Origin of the sequence: uncultured Mobiluncus sp. (assembly GCF_947254095.1) — a bacterium.
Taxonomy (GTDB): Bacteria; Actinomycetota; Actinomycetes; order Actinomycetales; family Actinomycetaceae; genus Mobiluncus.
Map to the genome: position 1 here is coordinate 14,295 of NZ_CAMYBV010000008.1, position 19,201 is coordinate 33,495.

The following is a 19,201-nucleotide window of genomic DNA, read 5'->3' on the forward strand; positions in this document are numbered from 1 at the left end:
AGGCTTATGCGGTCATAGCCCCTCGGCGCGGCTCAGTCAAACAGATTGGGCAAGACCTGGGCGCTGGCGTCGACCAGTTCCCTGACCGAGAAACGCACTTCGCCCTGCGAAAGGGTCATCGACAGGTCGGACCCGCCACTTTCGCCAATCTGCCACACGCCGACACCGGCCGCCTCGGCCCAGTGGCACACCGCGTCTATCTGATCCTCGCGAACACAAGCCACGGCTCGCGCCTGAGTTTCGCTGAACAGTAGCGCGGTGGCGCCCAGCCCGGTTTCGGCCTCCAGCCGGCGCAAATCCAGGCGCGCCCCGGTTTCGAAACGGCACGCCATATCCACCAGGGCTTGCGCTAAACCGCCGTTCGAGAGGTCGTGCGCCCCCAGGTGAGACCCACGTTTCGCGCCGGCAATCAGAATCTCTCCCAAGGCCTGTTCCGCGGCAAAATCCACCACCGGCGGCTGCCCCCCGAAATGACCGTGGAACCGGGCCCACGCCGAACCGTCCAGCTCCGCGGCCGTTTTGGCGCCAAACAGCAGAATCGGCTGCCCCTGGCCCACAAAACCAGCGGGCACCACCCGCGTCACCGAGTCCATCAGACCCAGCATCCCCACCACCGGGGTCGGGTTGATGGAAGAATCCGGCTGGCTCATCGTGTCTCCTGACGAGTTGTAGAGCGACACGTTACCGCCGGTCACCGGCACTTTCAGGGTGACGCAGCCGTCCGCGAGGCCCGTCATCGCCGTCACCAGCTGCCACATCGCGTCCGGATCCTCGGGATTCCCAAAGTTCAGGCAGTCCGTAATCGCCACCGGACGCGCCCCGACCACGCAGACGTTGCGGTAAGCCTCCGCCAGCGCCTGCTGCGCCCCGACGTAAGGATCGAGTTTCGTGTACCACCCGTTCGCGTCCGTCGACAGCGCCACCCCGCGCCCGGTCTCTTCGACCACGCGAATGACCCCGGCATCATCAGGCTGGGACAGGGCGGTGTTGCCGCGCACGTAACGGTCATATTGGTCGGTCACCCAAGACTTTGCTGCCGCGTTCGGGCTGGTCACGCACACGTCAAGGATTTCTTGGCGCAGTTTCGCCACGTCGGTGTCCCCCGGCATTGCCAGTTCGTCACGCGCCATCGCTTCCAGCACCGTGTTTGCGTTCAAGGCGTCTTGCCAAGCCGGTTTCGCATAAGGCCGGTCATACACGGGCGAATCAATGGCGACAGTTTTCGGGTCCACGTCCACGATGCGTTGGCCGTGATGGTCCACGGTCAAGCGTCCGTCCCCGGTCACCGTGCCAATCACGGCGTATTCCACGTCCCACTTGCGGACAATGTCCTCAAACTCGCTGAGGTGGCTCTGGGAGACGATGGCCATCATGCGTTCCTGGGATTCGCTCATGAGGATTTCCCCAGCGGTCAGAGTCGGGTCGCGCAACAGGACTTTCTCTAGGTCCACATGCATTCCCGAGTCTCCGTTGGCGGCCAGTTCCGAGGTCGCGCAGGAAATCCCCGCTGCGCCGAGGTCTTGAATCGCCTCCACCACGCCGGCTTCAAACAGATCTAAACAGCATTCAATCAGGACTTTTTCCATGAACGGGTCGCCGACCTGGACACTGGGACGCTTCGTGGGCATTCCGTCCTCGAAAGACTCGGACGCGAGGATGGAGGCTCCGCCGATGCCGTCCCCGCCAGTACGCGCCCCGAACAGCACTACGTGGTTACCCACGCCGGTCGCGTTCGCCAGGTGAATGTCCTGGTGACGCAGCACCCCCACGCACAAGGCGTTGACCAGCGGGTTTCCTTGGTAGCTGGGGTCGAACTCGGTTTCGCCGCCGATGTTGGGCAGTCCCAGGCAGTTGCCGTAGCCGCCCACGCCCGCGACCACGCCGTGCACCACGCGAGCCGTGTCGGGGTGGTCTACTGACCCGAAACGCAGCTGGTCCATGACCGCCACCGGGCGCGCGCCCATCGCCATGATGTCACGCACGATACCGCCCACCCCGGTGGCAGCGCCCTGATACGGCTCCACAAAAGAGGGGTGGTTGTGTGACTCGACCTTGAACGTCACCGCGTAGTCGTCCCCGATGTCGACCACCCCCGCGTTTTGGCCCATGCCGACCAGCAGGTGTTTCTTCATTTCCGCGGTGGTCTTCGCGCCGAACTGTTCTTTCAGGTGCTTTTTTGAGGATTTATACGAGCAGTGCTCGGACCACATGACGGAATACATCGCCAGTTCCGCCGCGGTGGGTCGGCGTCCCAGAATCTCTTTGATATGCGCGTATTCCCCGTCTTTCAGCCCTAAAGCCCGGTAATCTTGCGGCTCGTCGGGGGTCTGTTGGGCATTTTCAACAGTGTCATAAGTCGTCATGAGTGGTTTCCTTTATTAGTTGATTAGGGTTTGGCGGTGCGGTTTTCTAAGGATCCTCACACCGCGCCTTCGCTTAGACCAGCACTGAGCTAATGGCGGAAGTAAAGAACTTGAGACCGTCAGTGCCGGTCCGATTATCCTGGCCGGGAGTGGAGCCGAAACCCGGCTCCACCGCGTGCTCCGGGTGCGGCATCAAGCCGACCACGTTACCTTGTGCATTCGTAATTCCGGCGATGTCGTTCAACGAACCGTTGGGGTTGCCCAACGGACCGGCGTAGCGGAACACGACCTGGCCTTCGCCCTCGAGACGCTCCACAGTGTGCGGGTCAGCGCGGAAATTGCCCTCCCCGTTTTTCAGAGGAATAAGGATTTCTTCGCCCGCGCTAAAAGCGCTGGTCCAAGCCGTGTGATTGTTTTCGACTCGCAGCACCTGGTCGCGGCAGATGAACTTTTTATGCTCGTTACGCATCAGGGCTCCATCCAGCAGGTGCGCTTCAGTCAGCACCTGAAACCCGTTGCAAATCCCCAACACCGGCATACCCCGACCGGCGGCCTCGACGACTGACTCCATCACCGGGGCAAAACGCGCAATCGCGCCGCACCGCAAATAGTCCCCGTACGAAAACCCGCCCGCCAAGACGATGGCGTCAACCCCGTGCAAGTCCGCGTCCTGGTGCCACAACCGAACCGGCGTGGCTCCAGCCAAACGCACCGCCCGGCGCGCGTCCTGGTCGTCGAGGGTCCCCGGGAACGTCACGACCCCAACTTTTGCGCTCATGCTTGCGCCTCCGTGACGGCTTTGACAGCCACAACGTCCTCGATAATCGGGTTGGACAGCAGGGTTTGCGCAGCCTGGCGAGCCGCTTCAAGGTCCGCTTCGGTTACGTCACCGGCGGTGTCCAAGGTGAAGCGTTTGCCCTGGCGCACGTCCACAAAGTTGTCGATTCCCAGTCGCGCCAGCGAGCCTTTAATGGCTTTGCCCTGCGGGTCGAGAATCTCTGGTTTCACCATAACCTCAACAACGATTTTTCCCATTTTTCTTCCTTTTTTCCGTGGATAGGGAGCTTTCCGGGGTTCCGGCAAGCGTTTCAGAGTTTTAGATAAGGGGCTGGCCGGTCAGAATCCGGTAAGCCTCCAGGTAACGTTCGCTGGTGCGCTGGACCACCTCGGGAGGCAGAGCCGGAGGCTTGGCGTCGCCGTGACGGTCCCACCCGGACTGGGGACCTGTCAACCAGTCCCGCACATACTGCTTGTCGAAACTGGGAGTGACCTGGCCTTCCACCCAGGCATCCGCGGGCCAGAAGCGGGAGGAGTCCGGGGTGATGACTTCGTCGCCCAGCACGAAAGACGCGGCGGCGTCATCGAGGGTGTCGCCGTGGACGTAGTGTCCGGGCAGCGCCCCGAATTCAAACTTCGTGTCAGCCAGGATAATCCCACGTTCAGCCGCGATTTCTGCGGCTTTGCGGTAAATCTGCAGGGTCAGGTCCGTCAGGTTCTTTGCTACCGCCCGGCCATGCAGCTGGGCAATGCGGGAGGCGGAAACATTTTCATCGTGTTCGCCCAGTTCAGCCTTGATAGCAGGAGTAAAAATCGGTTCGGACAGTTTCGAGGCCTCGCGCAGTCCCGGCGGCAGGGCAATGCCACACACCGCGCCCGATTGCTGATATTCAGCCAACCCCGAACCGGTCAGGTAGCCGCGAGCCACACATTCGACCGGATACATTTCCAACCGTCGGGTAATCATCGCCCGCCCCGCGACCTCCGCCGGCACGTCAACCCCGAGGTAATGGGTGTTGACCAGGCCGTTAAGCTGGTTAAACCACCAGCGAGACAGTTGGGTCAGCACCGCGCCCTTACCGGGAATCGGGGTGTCGAGGATAAAGTCGTAAGCCGAAATCCGGTCGGTCGCCACCAACATCAAACGGTCTGCGGTGGAAATTCCGGCGGCGTCTTCGGGAATAAAGATTTCCCGAACTTTGCCTGCCGCTGCCTTTTTCCACCCGGGAATGTCTGGAATCTCAGTCACTGGGTGCTCGAGAACGTCACTGGGAACATAATCTGGAGCTACAAAATCAGCCATGCGTTCATTCTTTCACACAAGCGCCAGCCCCCTCAAACCATTGTGCTTGGCCTCGTCTGACCCAGATTTTGCCGCAAGTCCTGGCGGCGCCAGTATGCCCGCGAGGTTTGGCGGCGTTCGGGGGGATACTTGTCGGGTTGCGGATATAAGGTGGGATTTGGGTCGTAGCTGCCAATAATGGCAGCTACTGCCCAAATCCCACCTTTAAAACACGCACACCCCGAAACCTAGGAAGGTTTTACGCCCAAACAGCGCTGAAATCAGGTTATAGACACCGGAAGGCAGGTTGGTAGCGCAGCCTGAAGTGGATGGTCCCACCATTAGTGACGCTATTTCAGCCCCGGCAGGGAGCTGGGCGTACCCCTGCGGAATGTGATAGCGTCCGCGGGAATTTAGCCAGGCGGGGCGGGGAGCGTGGGGGGCGACTCAGCGAGAGGCTGGGGGGTGAGCGTTTTGCGACAATAGTCGCGCAAAACGCGAGGGGGCACTCCCCCTTCCGCCTCTCGCGAGCGCCCCCGAGCGACGACCCCGCTACAGCCCAGCCTCCAAAAACCGGATAAGTCGCCCCGAAAATCCGGGGATAACTCCCCGCGAAAACCAGGGATAGCTGCCTAGGTTGTAAATAACTAGGGGGATTTGGGCAGTAGCTGCCAATAATGGCAGCTACTGCCCAAATCCCACCTTTAAACCACGCACACCCCGATACCCCGGTAACAAACAGCCCCTAAATTCCTCGGATAACCCGCAATAAAACCTGTTTAAACCTTTCGGTGTGCCATATATGGCACACCGAGGCAAATTGATAGGATTAACGCCGGGGCAAACCCCGGACAACGCCGCTAGTTAAAGCACATGACGCCGAAGCGGCCCTTGCCGTAGCCCTCGATGTCGAGGATGGAATCGCGACGCTCCACATATGAGGTGACCATCTTGTACTCGTTGGCGGGCAATTCCTCGCCGGGGGTGTACATCAAACCGATGGTGACGTGCGGAGCATCGTCTTTGTTTAACAGGCCAGAGAAAATGTTGAGGATTTCGTAGACGTTCTCAATGTAGCTGTCAGCCAGGGTGCCGTTGTTGATTTCATCTTGCGCCCCGGCAGCGGGAATGAGCTGCAGGGCGGCGCCGGCATAAGCGCACAAATCGAGATCCATAATGCAGGCGGCGCACACTTTATCCATAGCGTCGTTAAAGAACGCCACACAGCAACCGAACTCCTCGTCCGGCTTGAGGATTTCGTAGTCCGGCGAAACCTCAACGGTCCTGCCCAACAACATTTCAAACAGGTCGCGAATCTCTTTCGCAGTAGGCAAAGGGGTGGCACTCATCGGTTGAACGCTCCTAAAATCGACTTGAATGTGGCGGCATCGAAAGGTTTTTGAATCAGGAAGTTCGCACCCGCCTGTTGCGCGATTTCCCGCATCTGAGGAGAACCCTCGGAAGTCACAAAGCCGACCGGAATCTTTGACCCCGTCGCCCGCAACTGCTGCAGCATCTCAATACCCAGCATATTCGGCATATTCCAGTCGGAAAGTACCAGGTCAGGCGACTCTGACAGAGCCAACTGCAAAGCTTGGGCACCATCTTCGGCTTCCATAACTTCCCAGTCAAATCCCGCTTGGCGCAGGGTACGCACCACGATCTGTCGCATCACTCGCGAATCGTCCGCAACTATAATACGCATCGATTACCTCCGTGTTCACCCTTGTGCCGCATCCTGCGAGGCACCAAGGTCACATACTGAGATTACCAGGAATTTGCCTTTCCAGTTGAGGTTTACGCTAACTAAAGGCGATTCTGGCAGTGTCGGTTTTTCCTTTCCGACTTCTGGAATAATCAGGTTTCCGGAATCTTCCACAATGGATTTCATGTTTCCGCCAATAACGTTGACGATTTCCCCGAATGCGTCCTGTTGATCTTCCTCAGTCACCTCATCAGTTTCACCCAGGCTGTACATGGCTTTGGTCAGGTCTTTTGCCGTGGAATCTTCCATCTCTAGCATGACGCGCAGCTGCTTATCGCCTTGGGAATCTACCCAGGCATAAACCGGATTCTGAAAGGGCTCGATTTCATCAGGCCACTCCATCACGGTGCCTTCGTGTTTATCAATCAAGGCATAGAAAACATCGTTAGCGATGTTCAGCACCGCTTCCCGAATTTCCTGATCCATCTTTACTCTCCTTGTGTTCCTTGCTCGCAACGGGCCCCGGGGTTTTCGGTTTCACCAGCCGTCCCGCGGGGCTGAGGCGGTTCCTCAAGTTCCCAAGCCCAACAGCATGAGCTTTTCGTTGACCGCTTCGGGGGTGAAAGGCTTGATGAGGTACTCGTGCGCCCCAGCCGCTAAAGCGCGCACAATCTGAGAGTGCTCCGACTCGGTGGTCACCATCATCAGGGTGATATTGCGCAGTTCCTTTTCCGCGCGGATATTCACCACCAGTTCCAACCCGTTCATCACCGGCATATTCCAGTCGATTGTCGCCAAGTCGACGCGTCCCGTGGCGGGGTCATGCAAGACTTCCATGGCCTGTTCGCCATCGGCGGCTTCGAGGATTTCAAACCCCTCCCGGCGCAGGATACCGCCAATAATTTTGCGCATAGCACGGGAGTCGTCAACGATTAATGCTTTCATTTCCCGGCCCCTTTCAATTTATATACCGCACCTTTTGTCAACGTCATGCGCTCCCATACGGGATCCATCCCCATAGTGGTTTCCGCCGCCCCCAAGAACAGGTACCCGCCGGGCGCCATAGATTTCGCCACGCGACGCAAGACCTCACGCTTCGTGTTGATATCGAAGTAAATCAAAACATTGCGAATAAACACGATATGGAAAGGTCCGCCTTTTGGCGGGGTCGACAACAGATTGTGTTCCAGGAAGTTAATGCGCGACCGCAGCGACGGGCTGATGACCCAGTTGGCGCCCTCGCGGGAAAAATAGCGCACCAGCATGGGTGCCGGCAGACCGCGGTTCACTTCCAGCTGGGTATAGAAACCCTGTCTGGCCTTGGCTAGCACTGCCCGAGAAATGTCGGTGGCGACGATGGAAAAATTCGGAGCCTGCGCCATTTCCAACAGGCTCATGGCAATGGAATAGGGTTCCTGACCGGTGGAGCAGGCCGCGGACCAAATCGAGAGATTGCGATGACCGGCCTCAGCCAGGCTGGGAACTACTGATTCTGTCAAACCCTTAAACGGGGTGACATCACGGAAAAACGAGGTTTCGTTGGTGGTCAGCGCCTCGGCGATGTCTTGCAGGTCACCAGCCCGGTGGGTGGCGATAACCTGTTGAATCCACTTGTCCACCGCGGCAGGGCCGGTGAATCCGGCTTCGCGCGCCAAAGGAATCAGCCTGGATTCAACCAGGTATTCCTTTCCGGCGGGAAGTTGGATAGCACTGCGTTGCTTGACCAATCCCGCCACATAGTCAAATGTTTGGCGGGTCAGGCTCATCGTCTGGCCTCCGGAGCATAAGTTTGGACGTGACGCTGAATCTGGGTCGAGATTTCATCTAAGGGGCGAATCTCGTCAGCAAAGCCGGCATTGGCCACCGCTCCCGGCATCCCCCACACCACGGAAGTGTTTTCGTCCTGTACCAGGGTGCGCCCCCCGGCCTCCAAAACCTTGCCGCAGCCGTTCTTGCCGTCTTGACCCATGCCGGTCAGCACGACCGCCAACATATCCCCGCCATAGAGATTCACCGCGGATTCAAACATGACGTCCACGGAAGGGCGGCAAAAGTTCACCGGCTGGGTCTGGGTCAATTTCACGCGCGGAGCCCCGGCGTTACCGGCAAAAGTCATGTGGAAGTTGCCCGGCGCCAGATAAATATGGCCAGGCGCCAGCATCATGCCTTCCGACGCCTCCTGAACAGTCGCGGAGGTCAGTTTGTCCAAACGAGCCGCCAACTGGGTGGTGAACACCGGGGGCATATGCTGAGTGATGACCATCGGTATCGGCAGGGGACGGCTCAGACCGGAAATGACCTTGGTCAACGCCTCGGGGCCGCCAGTGGAAGAACCGAGGATGACGATACGAATCGGCTTGTCGGGCATCCCGGTGCGGTCGTGCAGTTTGAGCGGGCCGGCAAACATGGACGGTACAGACGAAATATTGGCGCGCGCCTCGGGGGACAAATTGGCAGACACCGCCCCCAACGCCCGAACTTTGCTGGGCAGCAAGCCCAAGATGATAGGAACCAGCTGTTCACGAACACTTTGGATAGATTGCTGGACGGAACCCTGGTTAGCCGGTTTCGTCACGTAGTCCGTAGCGCCAGCGGACAGAGCCTCCAAAGTCGCGGTCGCGCCGCGCTGGGTCAAGGTAGAGAACATGATGATGGGGTCTTTGCAGCCCAATTTGCGCAATTCGCGCACCGCCTCGATACCGTTCATCTCAGGCATTTCGATGTCCATGGTGATGGCATCAGGCTTCAGCTGCTTCCACTTCATCAGCGACAGTTTGCCGTTCGGGGCCGTGCCCACGACTTCCAAGTTAGGGTCGGCGTTGAGCGCGTCAGTTACGATTTTGCGCACCACAACGGAATCGTCCACCACGAGGACTTTAATGCCAGCCATCTTCTCTCCCTCAGCTGCGAGTTCTACCTTGTTAAGGCTAACTGGTTTTACGGTTCTTCGCCCGGCAACGGACGGTGGTTTTTTGCGGCGCTCCAGACCCGAACCACGCGTTACTTTACATACAGTTTACCGGAAAAGCCGCCCCGAAAAACGCGGTTGCGCCCCGACCTTGTGCGGACAAATCGGAGGGAGCCACCGCAGTGACCCCCTCCGACTTTGCAATCTCTAAACTACGGCTCGACTTCACGCTCCTCGGGCTTCGGCGTCGATAGCGACCACGCGCTCGACGTCGAGAACCAGCAGCAAGTCGTCGCTCAACTTGTACGCACCCAAGATGAGTTCGCGCATGTCCTGACCCAGCGTGTCCGGCGGGGCCTCGAAATCGGACTCGTCGACCTCGCGAACATCACCAATCGAATCCACCATCAGCGACAGCGTCTCGCCGTCCAGCACCACCACAACCATCATGGCTTCGCGGGGGTCCTCACGAGGCGGCAGGTGCAGCTGATTACGCAGGTCAATCAGGGTCGCGATTTGTCCGCGCAGGTTCACAAGGCCGGTGATGGCGGTCGGCGACAGCGGCACGTTCGTGATGTCCTCACCGTGCAGAATCTCGGTGACCTGGTTGACTTCAATACCGTAAAGTGCTCCGTCCAAACGGAAAGTTACGTACTGCGTCATCGCTCATCACGCCCCCACCATGTCCAGGCGAGAGTTCATCTCGAGTTCCGCGTTGAAGTCTTCGATTTCGTCGAAGAACGTCGGGTCGGCGGCACGGACAGCCTGTTCGACGTCCAGCAGCTCGGTGACCCGATCCTTCAGCACCGCAGAACCCAGCAAGCCGTGGTCTTCGATGTTGGAGTGCTTGCGCTTGTCGTCGGCCACGATGTCCAGAATCTCGCGGACCACCATCGCCACGGAACGCTCGCCTCGACGATACACCACGACCTGCAGATCCTTGGGCTCCTCGTAGTCCATGACCCCGAGCAAACGATCCAGACGGACGATAGGCAGAATCTGACCCCGGTATTGGATAACTTCGCGGCCACCCACGCGTTCCACCGCCTCGACGCTGATGTGCTCCAAGCGGGTAACGGCGGCCAACGGAATCGCCACGCGACGCCCGTCGCCAATCCCGACCACCAGCGCTTGACCGGTCATCTCGGAGCTGCGAGCCTGCGCGGCTTCCGCGTCCATCTGCGCCTTTTGCGCCGCCTGGTTAGTCGCGCCAGTCAGCGACTTGCGCGCCACCGCGCCGATATCCAGAATCAGCGCCACTCGGCCATCGCCCAGCAGGGTCGCCCCGGCGTACAGACCAATGGACTTGAGCTTGGAAGACAGTGGCTTGACCACGATTTCTTCGTTGTTGATGACCTTGTCAACCACCAGGCCGAAACGCTGGTCGTCGTTTTGCAGCACGGCGATGACACCGTTGGCTTCGGAGCCGCGGTCGTTGGATTCCTCGGGGTGCAGCACATGGCTCAAACGAATCAGCGGGAGCAGCATGCCGCGCAACCGGTAAACCGGTGAGGAGTTCACGTACTCCATCGAAGTCTCCTTGCGAGACGAATCCAAAACGACCAACTCAAGCAGGGACACCTGTGGAATGGCGTAGAGCTCGCCGTGAGACTCGACCGTCAAGGACGGCTGAATCGCCAAGGTCAGCGGAATGCGCATCCGCCAAGTCGAGCCCTTGCCGAGTTCAGACTCGACGTCAACCGTACCGCCGATGGCCTCAACAGATGTCTTAACCACGTCGGTGCCGACCCCGCGGCCGGAAATGTTCGAGACTTTCTTTGCGGTCGAGAATCCTGGCAGGAACAGCAGGTTAAAGATTTCCTTGTCGCTCATCTCGCCGAGCTGCTGCTGGGTGACCAAGCCCTTGTCCAGAGCCTTGTTGGCGACCACAACCGGGTCGATGCCCGCGCCGTCATCGATAATGTCGACCACAACTTGACCACCGGCGTGGTAAGCCTTTAAGGTCACCGTGCCCTTCGGGTCTTTCCCGGCAGCCTGGCGAACCTCGGGCAGTTCCACCCCGTGGTCAACCGCGTTACGCACCATGTGCGTCAGCGGATCCTTGATGGCTTCCAGCAGGGAACGATCCAGTTCGGTGTCCCCGCCAATCATGACCAACTGCACGTTCTTATCAGTCTGTTTCGCCAGGTCACGCACCACGCGCGGCATCTTGGACCAGAGGTGTTCGATGGGCTGCATGCGGGTCTTCATAATGCCCTCTTGCAGCTCGGTAGCCACGATAGACAGACGCTGGGACGACTGCACCAGGTTCATGTCGGTCATCGAGTCGGTCAGGCGCACAATCTGGTTACGCACCAACACCAACTCGGACACTTCGCGCATCAGCACGTCCAGCAGGTCGACGTCCACGCGAATGGAAGAATCCGCGGCTGAACGCGCCGAACCGTGTTCCGCCGGTTTGGCTTCTTCCTTCTTAGAGGCCCGCGGAGCTGACTGCGGGGCGGGGGGTGCCGGAGGTTCCGGTTCCGGTTTCGCAGCCGGGGCAGCAGGAGCGGCCGGGGCTGGCGGGGCGGCGTCCTCACCCAGGTTCACGTTACCGTTCTCATCAGCGACATTGGTCAAGAACGGAATCTCCGCCGGGGGCTCCTCGGCGGCGGCTGGCGGGGTGACCAGGTCCTCGCCCAAGTTCACGTTGCCGTTCTCATCAGCAACGTTGGTCAAGAACGGAATCTCAGCCGATGCCTCAGCAGCCGGGGCAGCAGCCTCAACCGGAGCCGGTTCATCCGCTACACCGTCAGCGGCCGGCACCGCAGCACCGGGCTGTTTGCCTTGAATAGCTTCAATCTGAGCGATGACGGAATCGATGTCCACATCGCCCTCTTGACCGGTTTCTTCCACCGAACCCATAATGTTGCGGATACGGTCTACCATCAACAGCAGTACGTCAGCGGTCTCTTGATCCATCTCACGTACACCGTCACGCAGCTCGGAGAGCAAGTTTTCACCGCGGTGTGCCAACTTCTCGAGCCGGTTGAACGCCAGGAATCCTGACGTGCCTTTAATCGTGTGAATAGTCCGGAAAATCGAAGACAGGAGTTCTTTTGAACCCGGTTCGGATTCCAAAGACACCATGTCTTGTTCAAGTTGATCGAGGTTCTCATAGGACTCGACCAGGAATTCGCGGACAATTTCATCCATTTCGCCCATAAAGCGACCTCCCAAATAAGTGGTGCCTACGGCACCGTCTACGCACCAGTTTCGGGCATTTTTCTGAGTTTTTTAGCGAATTCAGTAAATTTTCAGGGATATTTCTTGATTTCAAGAGCGCTTTTGGACGGTTCGCTCAGCTTTATGGGGTTTTGTCCAGCTCAGGAGGCTGGTTCGCGGTGATCAATTCGTCTGTGGGGGGCGAGGTTTCGGAACCGGTTTAGCGGCGGGTTTTGTCTGCGATGCTGGTGAATTCGGGGAGGATTTGGGTGCCTGGGACTGTGCGGAGGCAGCGCCCGGCAGGGCTGAAGACCCTTTCATCAACCGGCGCAAGTCCAAGGGCTGGCCGGATTTGGGCTTAATGGACTGCAGGGACTGCAGGGCTGCGGCAGCTTCGGTATCCGACATGGCGGCCTGGTTTTCCTCAGAAACTGCCTGCAGCAGCTCGGCACGGTTGACTGGGACAGAACGCGGGGCATCCACGCCCAAGCGCACCGAATCGCGGTGAACTTCCACGACGGTAACCACGATGCCGTCACCGATGACAATCTTTTCGCCTATGCGCCTAGATAAAACCAACACGGGACTACTCTACATGAGATAAACCCGCAAACTCACGATTTTGCACACAAACCGCGAAAAACCACCCCGATACCCTCGCCATGAACCCCTATGTCCGGCCAGTCTTGCACGAATGACCGATTTCACTTTGTCTAGGCGCAACCGTCTGCAACTAAAATCGCCATAACCTGCAAGTTTAGAAAACCGGGAGTTGGTGATGACCCAGAATCTAGGTTGAAATCGGTCGTTAGTGCAACTATTCCAGATACCCCGGAAGGTTTCACACCTAAACATGGCAGAAATCCGGAGCATAGACACCGGATTTCAGGCGCGAGAACCCCGAGGCTACTTGCTGGGTTGCGCATATAAGGTGGGATTTGGGTCGTAGCTGCCATTATTGGCAGCTACTGCCCTATTCTCCCCTTATAATCCCCACACGCCCGATACCCCGGAAAGTTTCACGCCTGCATAGCACTGAATTCAGGTTATAGACACCGGAATTTTGGCAGGTTGGTAGCGCAGCCTGAAGTGGATGGTCCCACCATTAGTGACGCTATTTCAGCCCCGGCAGGGAGCTGGGCGTACCCCTGCGGAATGTGATAGCGTCCGCGGGAATTTAGCCAGGCGGGGCGGGGAGCGTGGGGGGCGACTCAGCGAGAGGCTGGGGGGTGAGCGTTTTGCGACAATAGTCGCGCAAAACGCGAGGGGGCACTCCCCCTTCCGCCTCTCGCGAGCGCCCCCGAGCGAACGCCCCACGTCCAAAACAACAAACAGCCTCCAAATTCCCCGGATAACCCGCAATAAAACCAATTTAAATGGCTCGGTGTGCCATATATGGCACACCGAGCCAAATTAATAGGATTAACGCCCGTGCTTTACCGGGATTGTCTCAGGGTTTGAGATCTTGGCACTGCCAAACCAAGAAAGGCTGCAGCCTGTTCACCAAGCGAGGGGATTCTTGGCAACTACGCCAAATTGAGACGGTGCGAGCCGGTTTATTGGCGGAAAATCAGTGGACGCCGGCGAAAATGTCTTCCAGCAGCATCTTCCAGGCTTCCCCGCGGGCGGGAACCCCGTCCAACATACCGATGGGAATGCCCACTTCAAACAGGGCTCCGGGATGTTCAGATTCCCAAATGCGCTGAACCGCCAGGGCATCGGGACGTATCGCGTCGGGCAGGCCGCGAATCCAGCTCTCGATTTTGTCTGCCGGGCTGCGCGCATCGACTACCGCCCAGGTTTGATCGACATAGATAACCGAGATGAGTTTCGCCATGGTGCGCCGGTGGGCTTCAATGAGCGAATCCACCAGAGCCAGCACGCAGGTTTGCCCCGGATGGGCCTCTATCAGGGACTTCAGTTCTTCTCCGGAGCGAGCCCGCAAAGCCTCGCCGGGAAGAGTGGTCTTTGGTCCACCCAGCACGCAGTAGGCGTCCTCGCCCAGCCGACCCGCCAGGCGCTGCGCGGTTTCCACAATCGACAGGGAAATCGGTGAGGAGCCGACCACCACAATCGTGGAACCGGGCTTTTCCAGCAGAGGCACCGGTTCGGGCAAAGCCCCCAGTACATCATCCAGCGCCATCTCGCTGGTGTCTACGGTGCCGTTGGCGACGGATTCGGCCAGGTTTTCCCCGCCCGGCACCCCGGCAAACAAATCCACGGGAAATCCCAGTTCGCTCAGCGCCGCCGCCGGCAGTTTCGGACCGGCAGTAACGCGCGGAGCGGGGATAATGACACGACCGGCACTCGCGCCGGGCGCCGCCGCCCCTTGCAGACGCGCATCAAAAGCCCCGCCGGCCGGTCGAGAGACAGCCCCCAACGCGCCTGCCATACCGGCAATTTCACCCGCCGCGGGAGCCGGAACACTGGGCTCAGGCTGAGATTCTCTAATCAGCGAAGTGGCATCCCCGATTCCCATCTGAGCCATTTGGGCTTCCAGCTGGGCTTGGGCGGCGTCAGTGTTGGAGCTGAGCTGCGAGCGGGCCTCGTCAAGCAGGTGTTCCAGACCGGGGTCTTTCTTAGCGGAGGAAGTACCGCCATCATCTCGGGCATTGTCTTTACGGGCAGGCGGCTCGGCAGAAGCGCCGGATTCACGAGCGGTGGGGGGAGCCTGCTTTTTCCGTCCTAAGCCGGCGTCGTCAGCTTGCTCCGAGAGGGTCTTGTGGGTGGACTTGGGCCTGGCAGCAGCGGCACCGGTAGCGTTGCGGAAGCTCTCCGGAGGCTCGCCGACCCCCTCGACTTCCACCAAGACTTCATAGTGTTCCTTGGCGAACATCCCGGCCAGGCCGCCCTTACGGACTTTTTCGGCTTTGAGCACGGTGACTCGTCGACCCATACGTTTTACTTGGCCGATGAGGACGTCAAGGCGATCGCCTTCAACCAGATATCGCGTGGCTGCCACTTATCGTTCCCATCGTCTCGATCATCACTTTCGCGCCCGATACTTCAGTGTAGGACAGTACCGGCAAGCGCGCTATACCCAGGTTAACAAGTTTTCGCAGCGCTGGGCGTAAGACAGGCGCGCAAACTAAAACAACAGAAAATCCGGTTTGCTCCGCCTGCTCGGTGACTTCGCGGGTCTGGTTCAGGAATGTCTCCATTCGGTCCGGATCCAAAGCCAATTGCGAACCTTCATCGCCGGGACGCACGCTCTCTAGCAGGGACTGTTCAAAAATCGGATCCAGGGTAATCACCCGCAGTACCCCGTCCATCACGTACTTTGCCACAATCGAGGGACCCAGCTCCGCCCGAGCCGCCTCGATGAGCTGCTCAGGTTCAGTGGTTTGCTTGCCTTTCACGGAAAGCGCCTCAAAAATCCGCGGCAGGTCCAGGATGGGAACCTGTTCTTCCAGCAAGCCTTGCAGCACGACTTGGACTTCACCCAAAGACAGCATCGCCGGGATCAGTTCCTCCACCGCGCTCGGGTTCGTCTGGCGCACCCCGTCGACCAAGATCCGCACGTCTTCACGAGACAGGAGCCGCGCCGCGTTCTCGCTGACCAGCGCCCCCAGGTGGGTAATCAGCACAGAGACACGATCCACTACGGTCGCTCCGCCCAGTTCGGCGTTGTAGCGCAGCTCGACCGGGATCCATTTGCCGGTCAGGCCGAACACGGGTTCGTTCGTGATTTCCCCAGGCAGGTCATCCAGCATATCGCCCAAGGCCAGAACCTTGCCAGGCGGGGCGATGCCGCGGCCGACTTCCACCCCGGACATCCTGATGACGTAGGTGGACACCGGCAGGTCCACGGAATCGCGGGTACGCACCGGCGGCAGGACAAAGCCCGATTCGAGCGCCACTTTGCGTCGCAAGCCGCGCACTCGCGCCAGCAGGTCGGTGTCGGTGTTCGCTCCCACCAGGTCGATGAGGTCAGGAGCCAGGAGGATTTCGAGGGCGGGGACTCGCATCTGTTCAATGAGCTGTTCAGGGGTTTCGCCCGCGGGTTTGGAGTCGTCGTCCTCGACTACGACTTCTTCCTCAGCCTCGACTTGCTTGAGCTTCGCCATGGAGCGCCACCCGGCGTACAGCAGCATGGCGCCGATAATAAAGAATGGGGCCTTCGGCATGGCCGGAATAATCCCCATAAAGACGCAGGCCACCCCGGCGATGAACAGCGCGGCAAAGGACTGGGTCAGTTGGCGCGAGAAATCCCCGCCGATACCGCCCTCGGGAGAATCCTTGGAACGGGTAACGATGACACCGGTAGCCAAGCTCATCAGCAGGGACGGAATCTGGGAGACCAGACCGTCACCGACCGTCAGCTGGGAATATGTCGAGATTGAGTCGGTAACCGGCATACCTTCCACGACCATGCCGATGATGAAGCCGGCGATGAGGTTGACGATGGTGATAACGATACCGGCGATAGCATCGCCTTTGACGAACTTGGAACCACCGTCCATAGCGCCGTAAAAGTCAGCTTCGGAGGCGATTTCGGCGCGCCTGGCACGAGCGGTTTCTTCATCGATGAGCCCGGAGTTCAAGTCGGCATCAATAGCCATCTGTTTACCGGGCATAGCGTCCAACGTGAAACGCGCCCCGACTTCAGCTACACGTCCCGCGCCGTTGGTAATGACCACGAAGTTGATGATGACCAGGATTACGAACACCACCATGCCGACGACGAAGTTGCCGCCCACCACGAAAGTGCCGAACGCCTCGATGACTTTGCCGGCTTTCGCGGAGCCGCCCCCGGAGCCGGGAGTCAAAATCAGACGGGTCGAAGCGATATTCAAACTCAGCCGGAACAGGGTCAATACCAAAACCAGGGTGGGGAACACCGAAAAGTTCAACGGCTTAGAAACGAACATGGTGGTGAGCAGGGAAATCATGGACAGCATGATGGACAAGGTGAGGAAAACGTCCATCATCCACGGCTGCAGCGGGAAAACGAGCAGCATGACGATGCCGACAATCCCCACGGGAACTATCAGCTTCGATATTGTGGCGGCATCAAATTTGCCCTTCACGTGCCGGTCTCCTCACGGCCATGGACTCCATTCCTGCTTCATCCTACCGTCAGCTCATCGACAAACGGGTCTTTTACATTAGCTTTTCGAAGTTTTTTGGGGCCACAACACGTCGTCAGGATTCTTTCTCGAACAGGTAAGACGGCATCTTGTGAACTCCGCCGCGGGTCCCGCGCTTCTTCAAAATCAACACGAACGCGAGGACCTGGGCGACCGCGGTGTACAGCTCCTCGGGAATCGCCGCACCGACCTCGACCGTGGAATACAAAGTACGCGCCAGCGAAACGTCCTCTACCTGGGGAATCTTTGAATCCTGGGCGACTTCACGAATTCGCGAAGCCACATGATCCACCCCTTTCGCCAGGACTTTCGGGGCGCCTTGACCCGCTTCGTACTTCAGGGCGACCGCGTAGTGGGTCGGGTTTACCACCACTACGTCAGCGTTCGCGGCGTCGGCGATCATCCGGTTGCGGCTCATGGCGATGGCACGAGAGCGGCGCTGCGACTTAATCATCGGGTCGCCTTCGTCCTGCTTGTATTCCTCCTTGATTTCCTGCTTGGACATCTTGGTCTGTTTCTGGTTCTTTTTAAAGATAAACAGCGCGTCCAGGACGGAAACCACGATACCGGCAATAACCGAAGCCCAGATGAGTAGCCACATCTTGCCCTGACCGTAGGCAATCAAATCCCACAGCGAAATGTGCCCAGCCGCGCCCATTATCTCGGTGACCCCGGAAATGACCACGTACAGCACAATGCCCACGGCAATGGTCTTTAACAGGGCCTTCAAACCATTCCACAGCGGTTGGATGCCAACCACTTTCTTAATGCCCTTGACCACATTCAGGTTCTGAAGTTTGGGCTTCAAGTGTTTGGCGGAGGGGAACACACCTTTGCCTTGGATAATGTTCACCATCACCGCGATGAGCAAAATGGACAGCATGAATGGCAGCAGCGTCCACAAAATCGTCCCCAGCGAACTTCCCAGGTAACCGATTAGTTCGGGCTGGCTAGGGATTTTTGACAATGTAACCGCGTTAATTGCCTGGTAACGAGCGTTTTGGAAAGCCGTATCAATCATGGACGGGAGCAGGGCTGCCCCGGCCGCCAAGGAAATCCACCCGGTCAGGTCCTGGGATTTTTGCAGGCCACCTTCCTCACGAACCTTTTTCAGTTTTCTCGGGGTGGCCTTCTCAGTCTTTTCGCCGGAATCGCTCACTGGAACACCCCCTGGAGACTCACCATGACCTTATCCAACAGTTTGTCCACAACCTGGGGAATGACCACCATAATCAGAGGAGCAGTAAACGCGGTCATCATAATCTTCAGCGGGAAGCCCAACGTAAAGGCGTTCATGGCCGGTGCCACCTTGGTCAGCAGACCCAGCCCCATATCGGTGAGGAACAGTACCAGCAACAGCGGACCGGCAATCTCTATGGACGCCACCATCAGCTCGCCGAAACGAAAAACCAGACGGTCAGCATAGTTGGCCATGTCAAACACCGCCCCCACCGGCATGGCGGTAAAGGAACGTGCCAGCCCCATTATCAGCAGCTGGTAGCCGTTCGTGGCGAAGAGCATCGCCATCGCCGACAGTTCATAGACCCGCCCGAATGTCGCCTGGGTGTTCATGGTCAGCGGGTCGAAAGTTTGGGCCATAGAGAAGCCGCCTTCAAAGTCGATTAACGAACCGGCCATCTGCAGTGCCGCAATGATGATGCGCACCATCACCGCCATCGCGAATCCAATCAAGGCTTGAATCAGCAGCTCAAAAAGGAACACATCCGACTGCGCTACCGGTCCCACCCGACCCATGCAGGCGAACCCCAAAGCCGCTCCCAGCATGGCTTTGATCCGGCCGGAGATGGCGCGGTTATTGAAAGGCGGACACAGCGCCAGGAAAACGGTGGCACGCACGGTAGCTAGGGCAAAAGCCGTAAATAAAGCGAGATTGATGGTCATAGCCCC

General features: G+C 58.7%; 17 protein-coding genes. All 17 read right to left on the minus strand.

All coding sequences use genetic code 11. The features are described from left to right. Positions 1–32: 32 nt before the first annotated feature. The 17 genes from purL to Q0X47_RS04060 all read right to left on the minus strand — a co-directional run bounded on the left by purL (position 33) and on the right by Q0X47_RS04060 (position 19,195). Positions 33–2,363 carry a phosphoribosylformylglycinamidine synthase subunit PurL gene (gene purL, locus Q0X47_RS03980; protein ID WP_297723132.1) on the minus strand — a complete coding sequence of 777 codons (2,331 nt, stop codon included), beginning with the start codon at positions 2,361–2,363 and terminating at the stop codon, positions 33–35. 73 nt (positions 2,364–2,436) lie between these two features. Then, positions 2,437–3,141: a phosphoribosylformylglycinamidine synthase subunit PurQ gene (gene purQ, locus Q0X47_RS03985; protein WP_297723135.1), complete on the minus strand. Its 705-nt coding sequence runs from the start codon at positions 3,139–3,141 to the stop codon at positions 2,437–2,439. Further along, positions 3,138–3,398 carry a phosphoribosylformylglycinamidine synthase subunit PurS gene (gene purS / locus Q0X47_RS03990; protein ID WP_297723137.1) on the minus strand — a complete coding sequence of 87 codons (261 nt, stop codon included), beginning with the start codon at positions 3,396–3,398 and terminating at the stop codon, positions 3,138–3,140. The genes purQ and purS overlap by 4 nt, the downstream gene beginning before the upstream one ends. A 61-nt stretch (positions 3,399–3,459) precedes the next feature. After that, positions 3,460–4,443, minus strand: coding sequence for a phosphoribosylaminoimidazolesuccinocarboxamide synthase (locus tag Q0X47_RS03995; RefSeq protein ID WP_297723139.1), 984 nt, complete (start codon positions 4,441–4,443; stop codon positions 3,460–3,462). An 839-nt stretch (positions 4,444–5,282) separates the two neighbouring features. Beyond that, positions 5,283–5,771 carry a hypothetical protein gene (locus tag Q0X47_RS04000; protein ID WP_297723141.1) on the minus strand — a complete coding sequence of 163 codons (489 nt, stop codon included), beginning with the start codon at positions 5,769–5,771 and terminating at the stop codon, positions 5,283–5,285. Continuing rightward, on the minus strand, positions 5,768–6,127 hold the full coding sequence (locus Q0X47_RS04005; protein ID WP_004007547.1) for a response regulator: 360 nt from the start codon (positions 6,125–6,127) through the stop codon (positions 5,768–5,770). The genes Q0X47_RS04000 and Q0X47_RS04005 overlap by 4 nt, the downstream gene beginning before the upstream one ends. Before the next feature lie 15 nt (positions 6,128–6,142). Then, positions 6,143–6,613 carry a chemotaxis protein CheX gene (locus Q0X47_RS04010; protein WP_297723143.1) on the minus strand — a complete coding sequence of 157 codons (471 nt, stop codon included), beginning with the start codon at positions 6,611–6,613 and terminating at the stop codon, positions 6,143–6,145. Positions 6,614–6,697: 84 nt separating this feature from the next. After that, positions 6,698–7,072 carry a response regulator gene (locus tag Q0X47_RS04015; protein WP_169756067.1) on the minus strand — a complete coding sequence of 125 codons (375 nt, stop codon included), beginning with the start codon at positions 7,070–7,072 and terminating at the stop codon, positions 6,698–6,700. Next, positions 7,069–7,893 (minus strand): protein-glutamate O-methyltransferase CheR, encoded by an 825-nt coding sequence (locus Q0X47_RS04020; RefSeq protein WP_169756066.1) that lies wholly within the window; start codon positions 7,891–7,893, stop codon positions 7,069–7,071. The genes Q0X47_RS04015 and Q0X47_RS04020 overlap by 4 nt, the downstream gene beginning before the upstream one ends. Continuing rightward, positions 7,890–9,017 (minus strand): chemotaxis response regulator protein-glutamate methylesterase, encoded by a 1,128-nt coding sequence (locus Q0X47_RS04025; protein ID WP_297723145.1) that lies wholly within the window; start codon positions 9,015–9,017, stop codon positions 7,890–7,892. The genes Q0X47_RS04020 and Q0X47_RS04025 overlap by 4 nt, the downstream gene beginning before the upstream one ends. A 243-nt stretch (positions 9,018–9,260) precedes the next feature. Next, positions 9,261–9,698, minus strand: a complete 438-nt coding sequence (locus tag Q0X47_RS04030; protein ID WP_169756064.1) for a chemotaxis protein CheW — start codon at positions 9,696–9,698, stop codon at positions 9,261–9,263. A gap of 6 nt (positions 9,699–9,704) precedes the next feature. After that, a complete protein-coding gene (locus Q0X47_RS04035) occupies positions 9,705–12,203 on the minus strand; it encodes a chemotaxis protein CheA (RefSeq protein ID WP_297723148.1) in 2,499 nt (832 codons plus the stop codon). Positions 12,204–12,386: 183 nt separating this feature from the next. After that, on the minus strand, positions 12,387–12,785 hold the full coding sequence (gene csrA, locus Q0X47_RS04040) for a carbon storage regulator CsrA (protein ID WP_297723150.1): 399 nt from the start codon (positions 12,783–12,785) through the stop codon (positions 12,387–12,389). 988 nt (positions 12,786–13,773) lie between these two features. Beyond that, positions 13,774–15,165: a hypothetical protein gene (locus tag Q0X47_RS04045; protein ID WP_297723153.1), complete on the minus strand. Its 1,392-nt coding sequence runs from the start codon at positions 15,163–15,165 to the stop codon at positions 13,774–13,776. Continuing rightward, positions 15,140–17,233 (minus strand): flagellar biosynthesis protein FlhA, encoded by a 2,094-nt coding sequence (gene flhA, locus Q0X47_RS04050; RefSeq protein WP_297723156.1) that lies wholly within the window; start codon positions 17,231–17,233, stop codon positions 15,140–15,142. The genes Q0X47_RS04045 and flhA overlap by 26 nt, the downstream gene beginning before the upstream one ends. Positions 17,234–17,348: 115 nt before the next feature. Next, the gene (locus Q0X47_RS04055) at positions 17,349–18,452 is read right to left on the minus strand and encodes a flagellar biosynthesis protein FlhB (RefSeq protein WP_297723158.1); all 1,104 of its coding nucleotides are present in this window, start codon (positions 18,450–18,452) and stop codon (positions 17,349–17,351) included. Continuing rightward, complete coding sequence (locus tag Q0X47_RS04060; protein ID WP_297723160.1) at positions 18,449–19,195, minus strand: flagellar biosynthetic protein FliR; 747 nt, start codon at positions 19,193–19,195, stop codon at positions 18,449–18,451. Before Q0X47_RS04060 ends, Q0X47_RS04055 begins: the two co-directional genes overlap by 4 nt. Positions 19,196–19,201 lie beyond the last annotated feature (6 nt).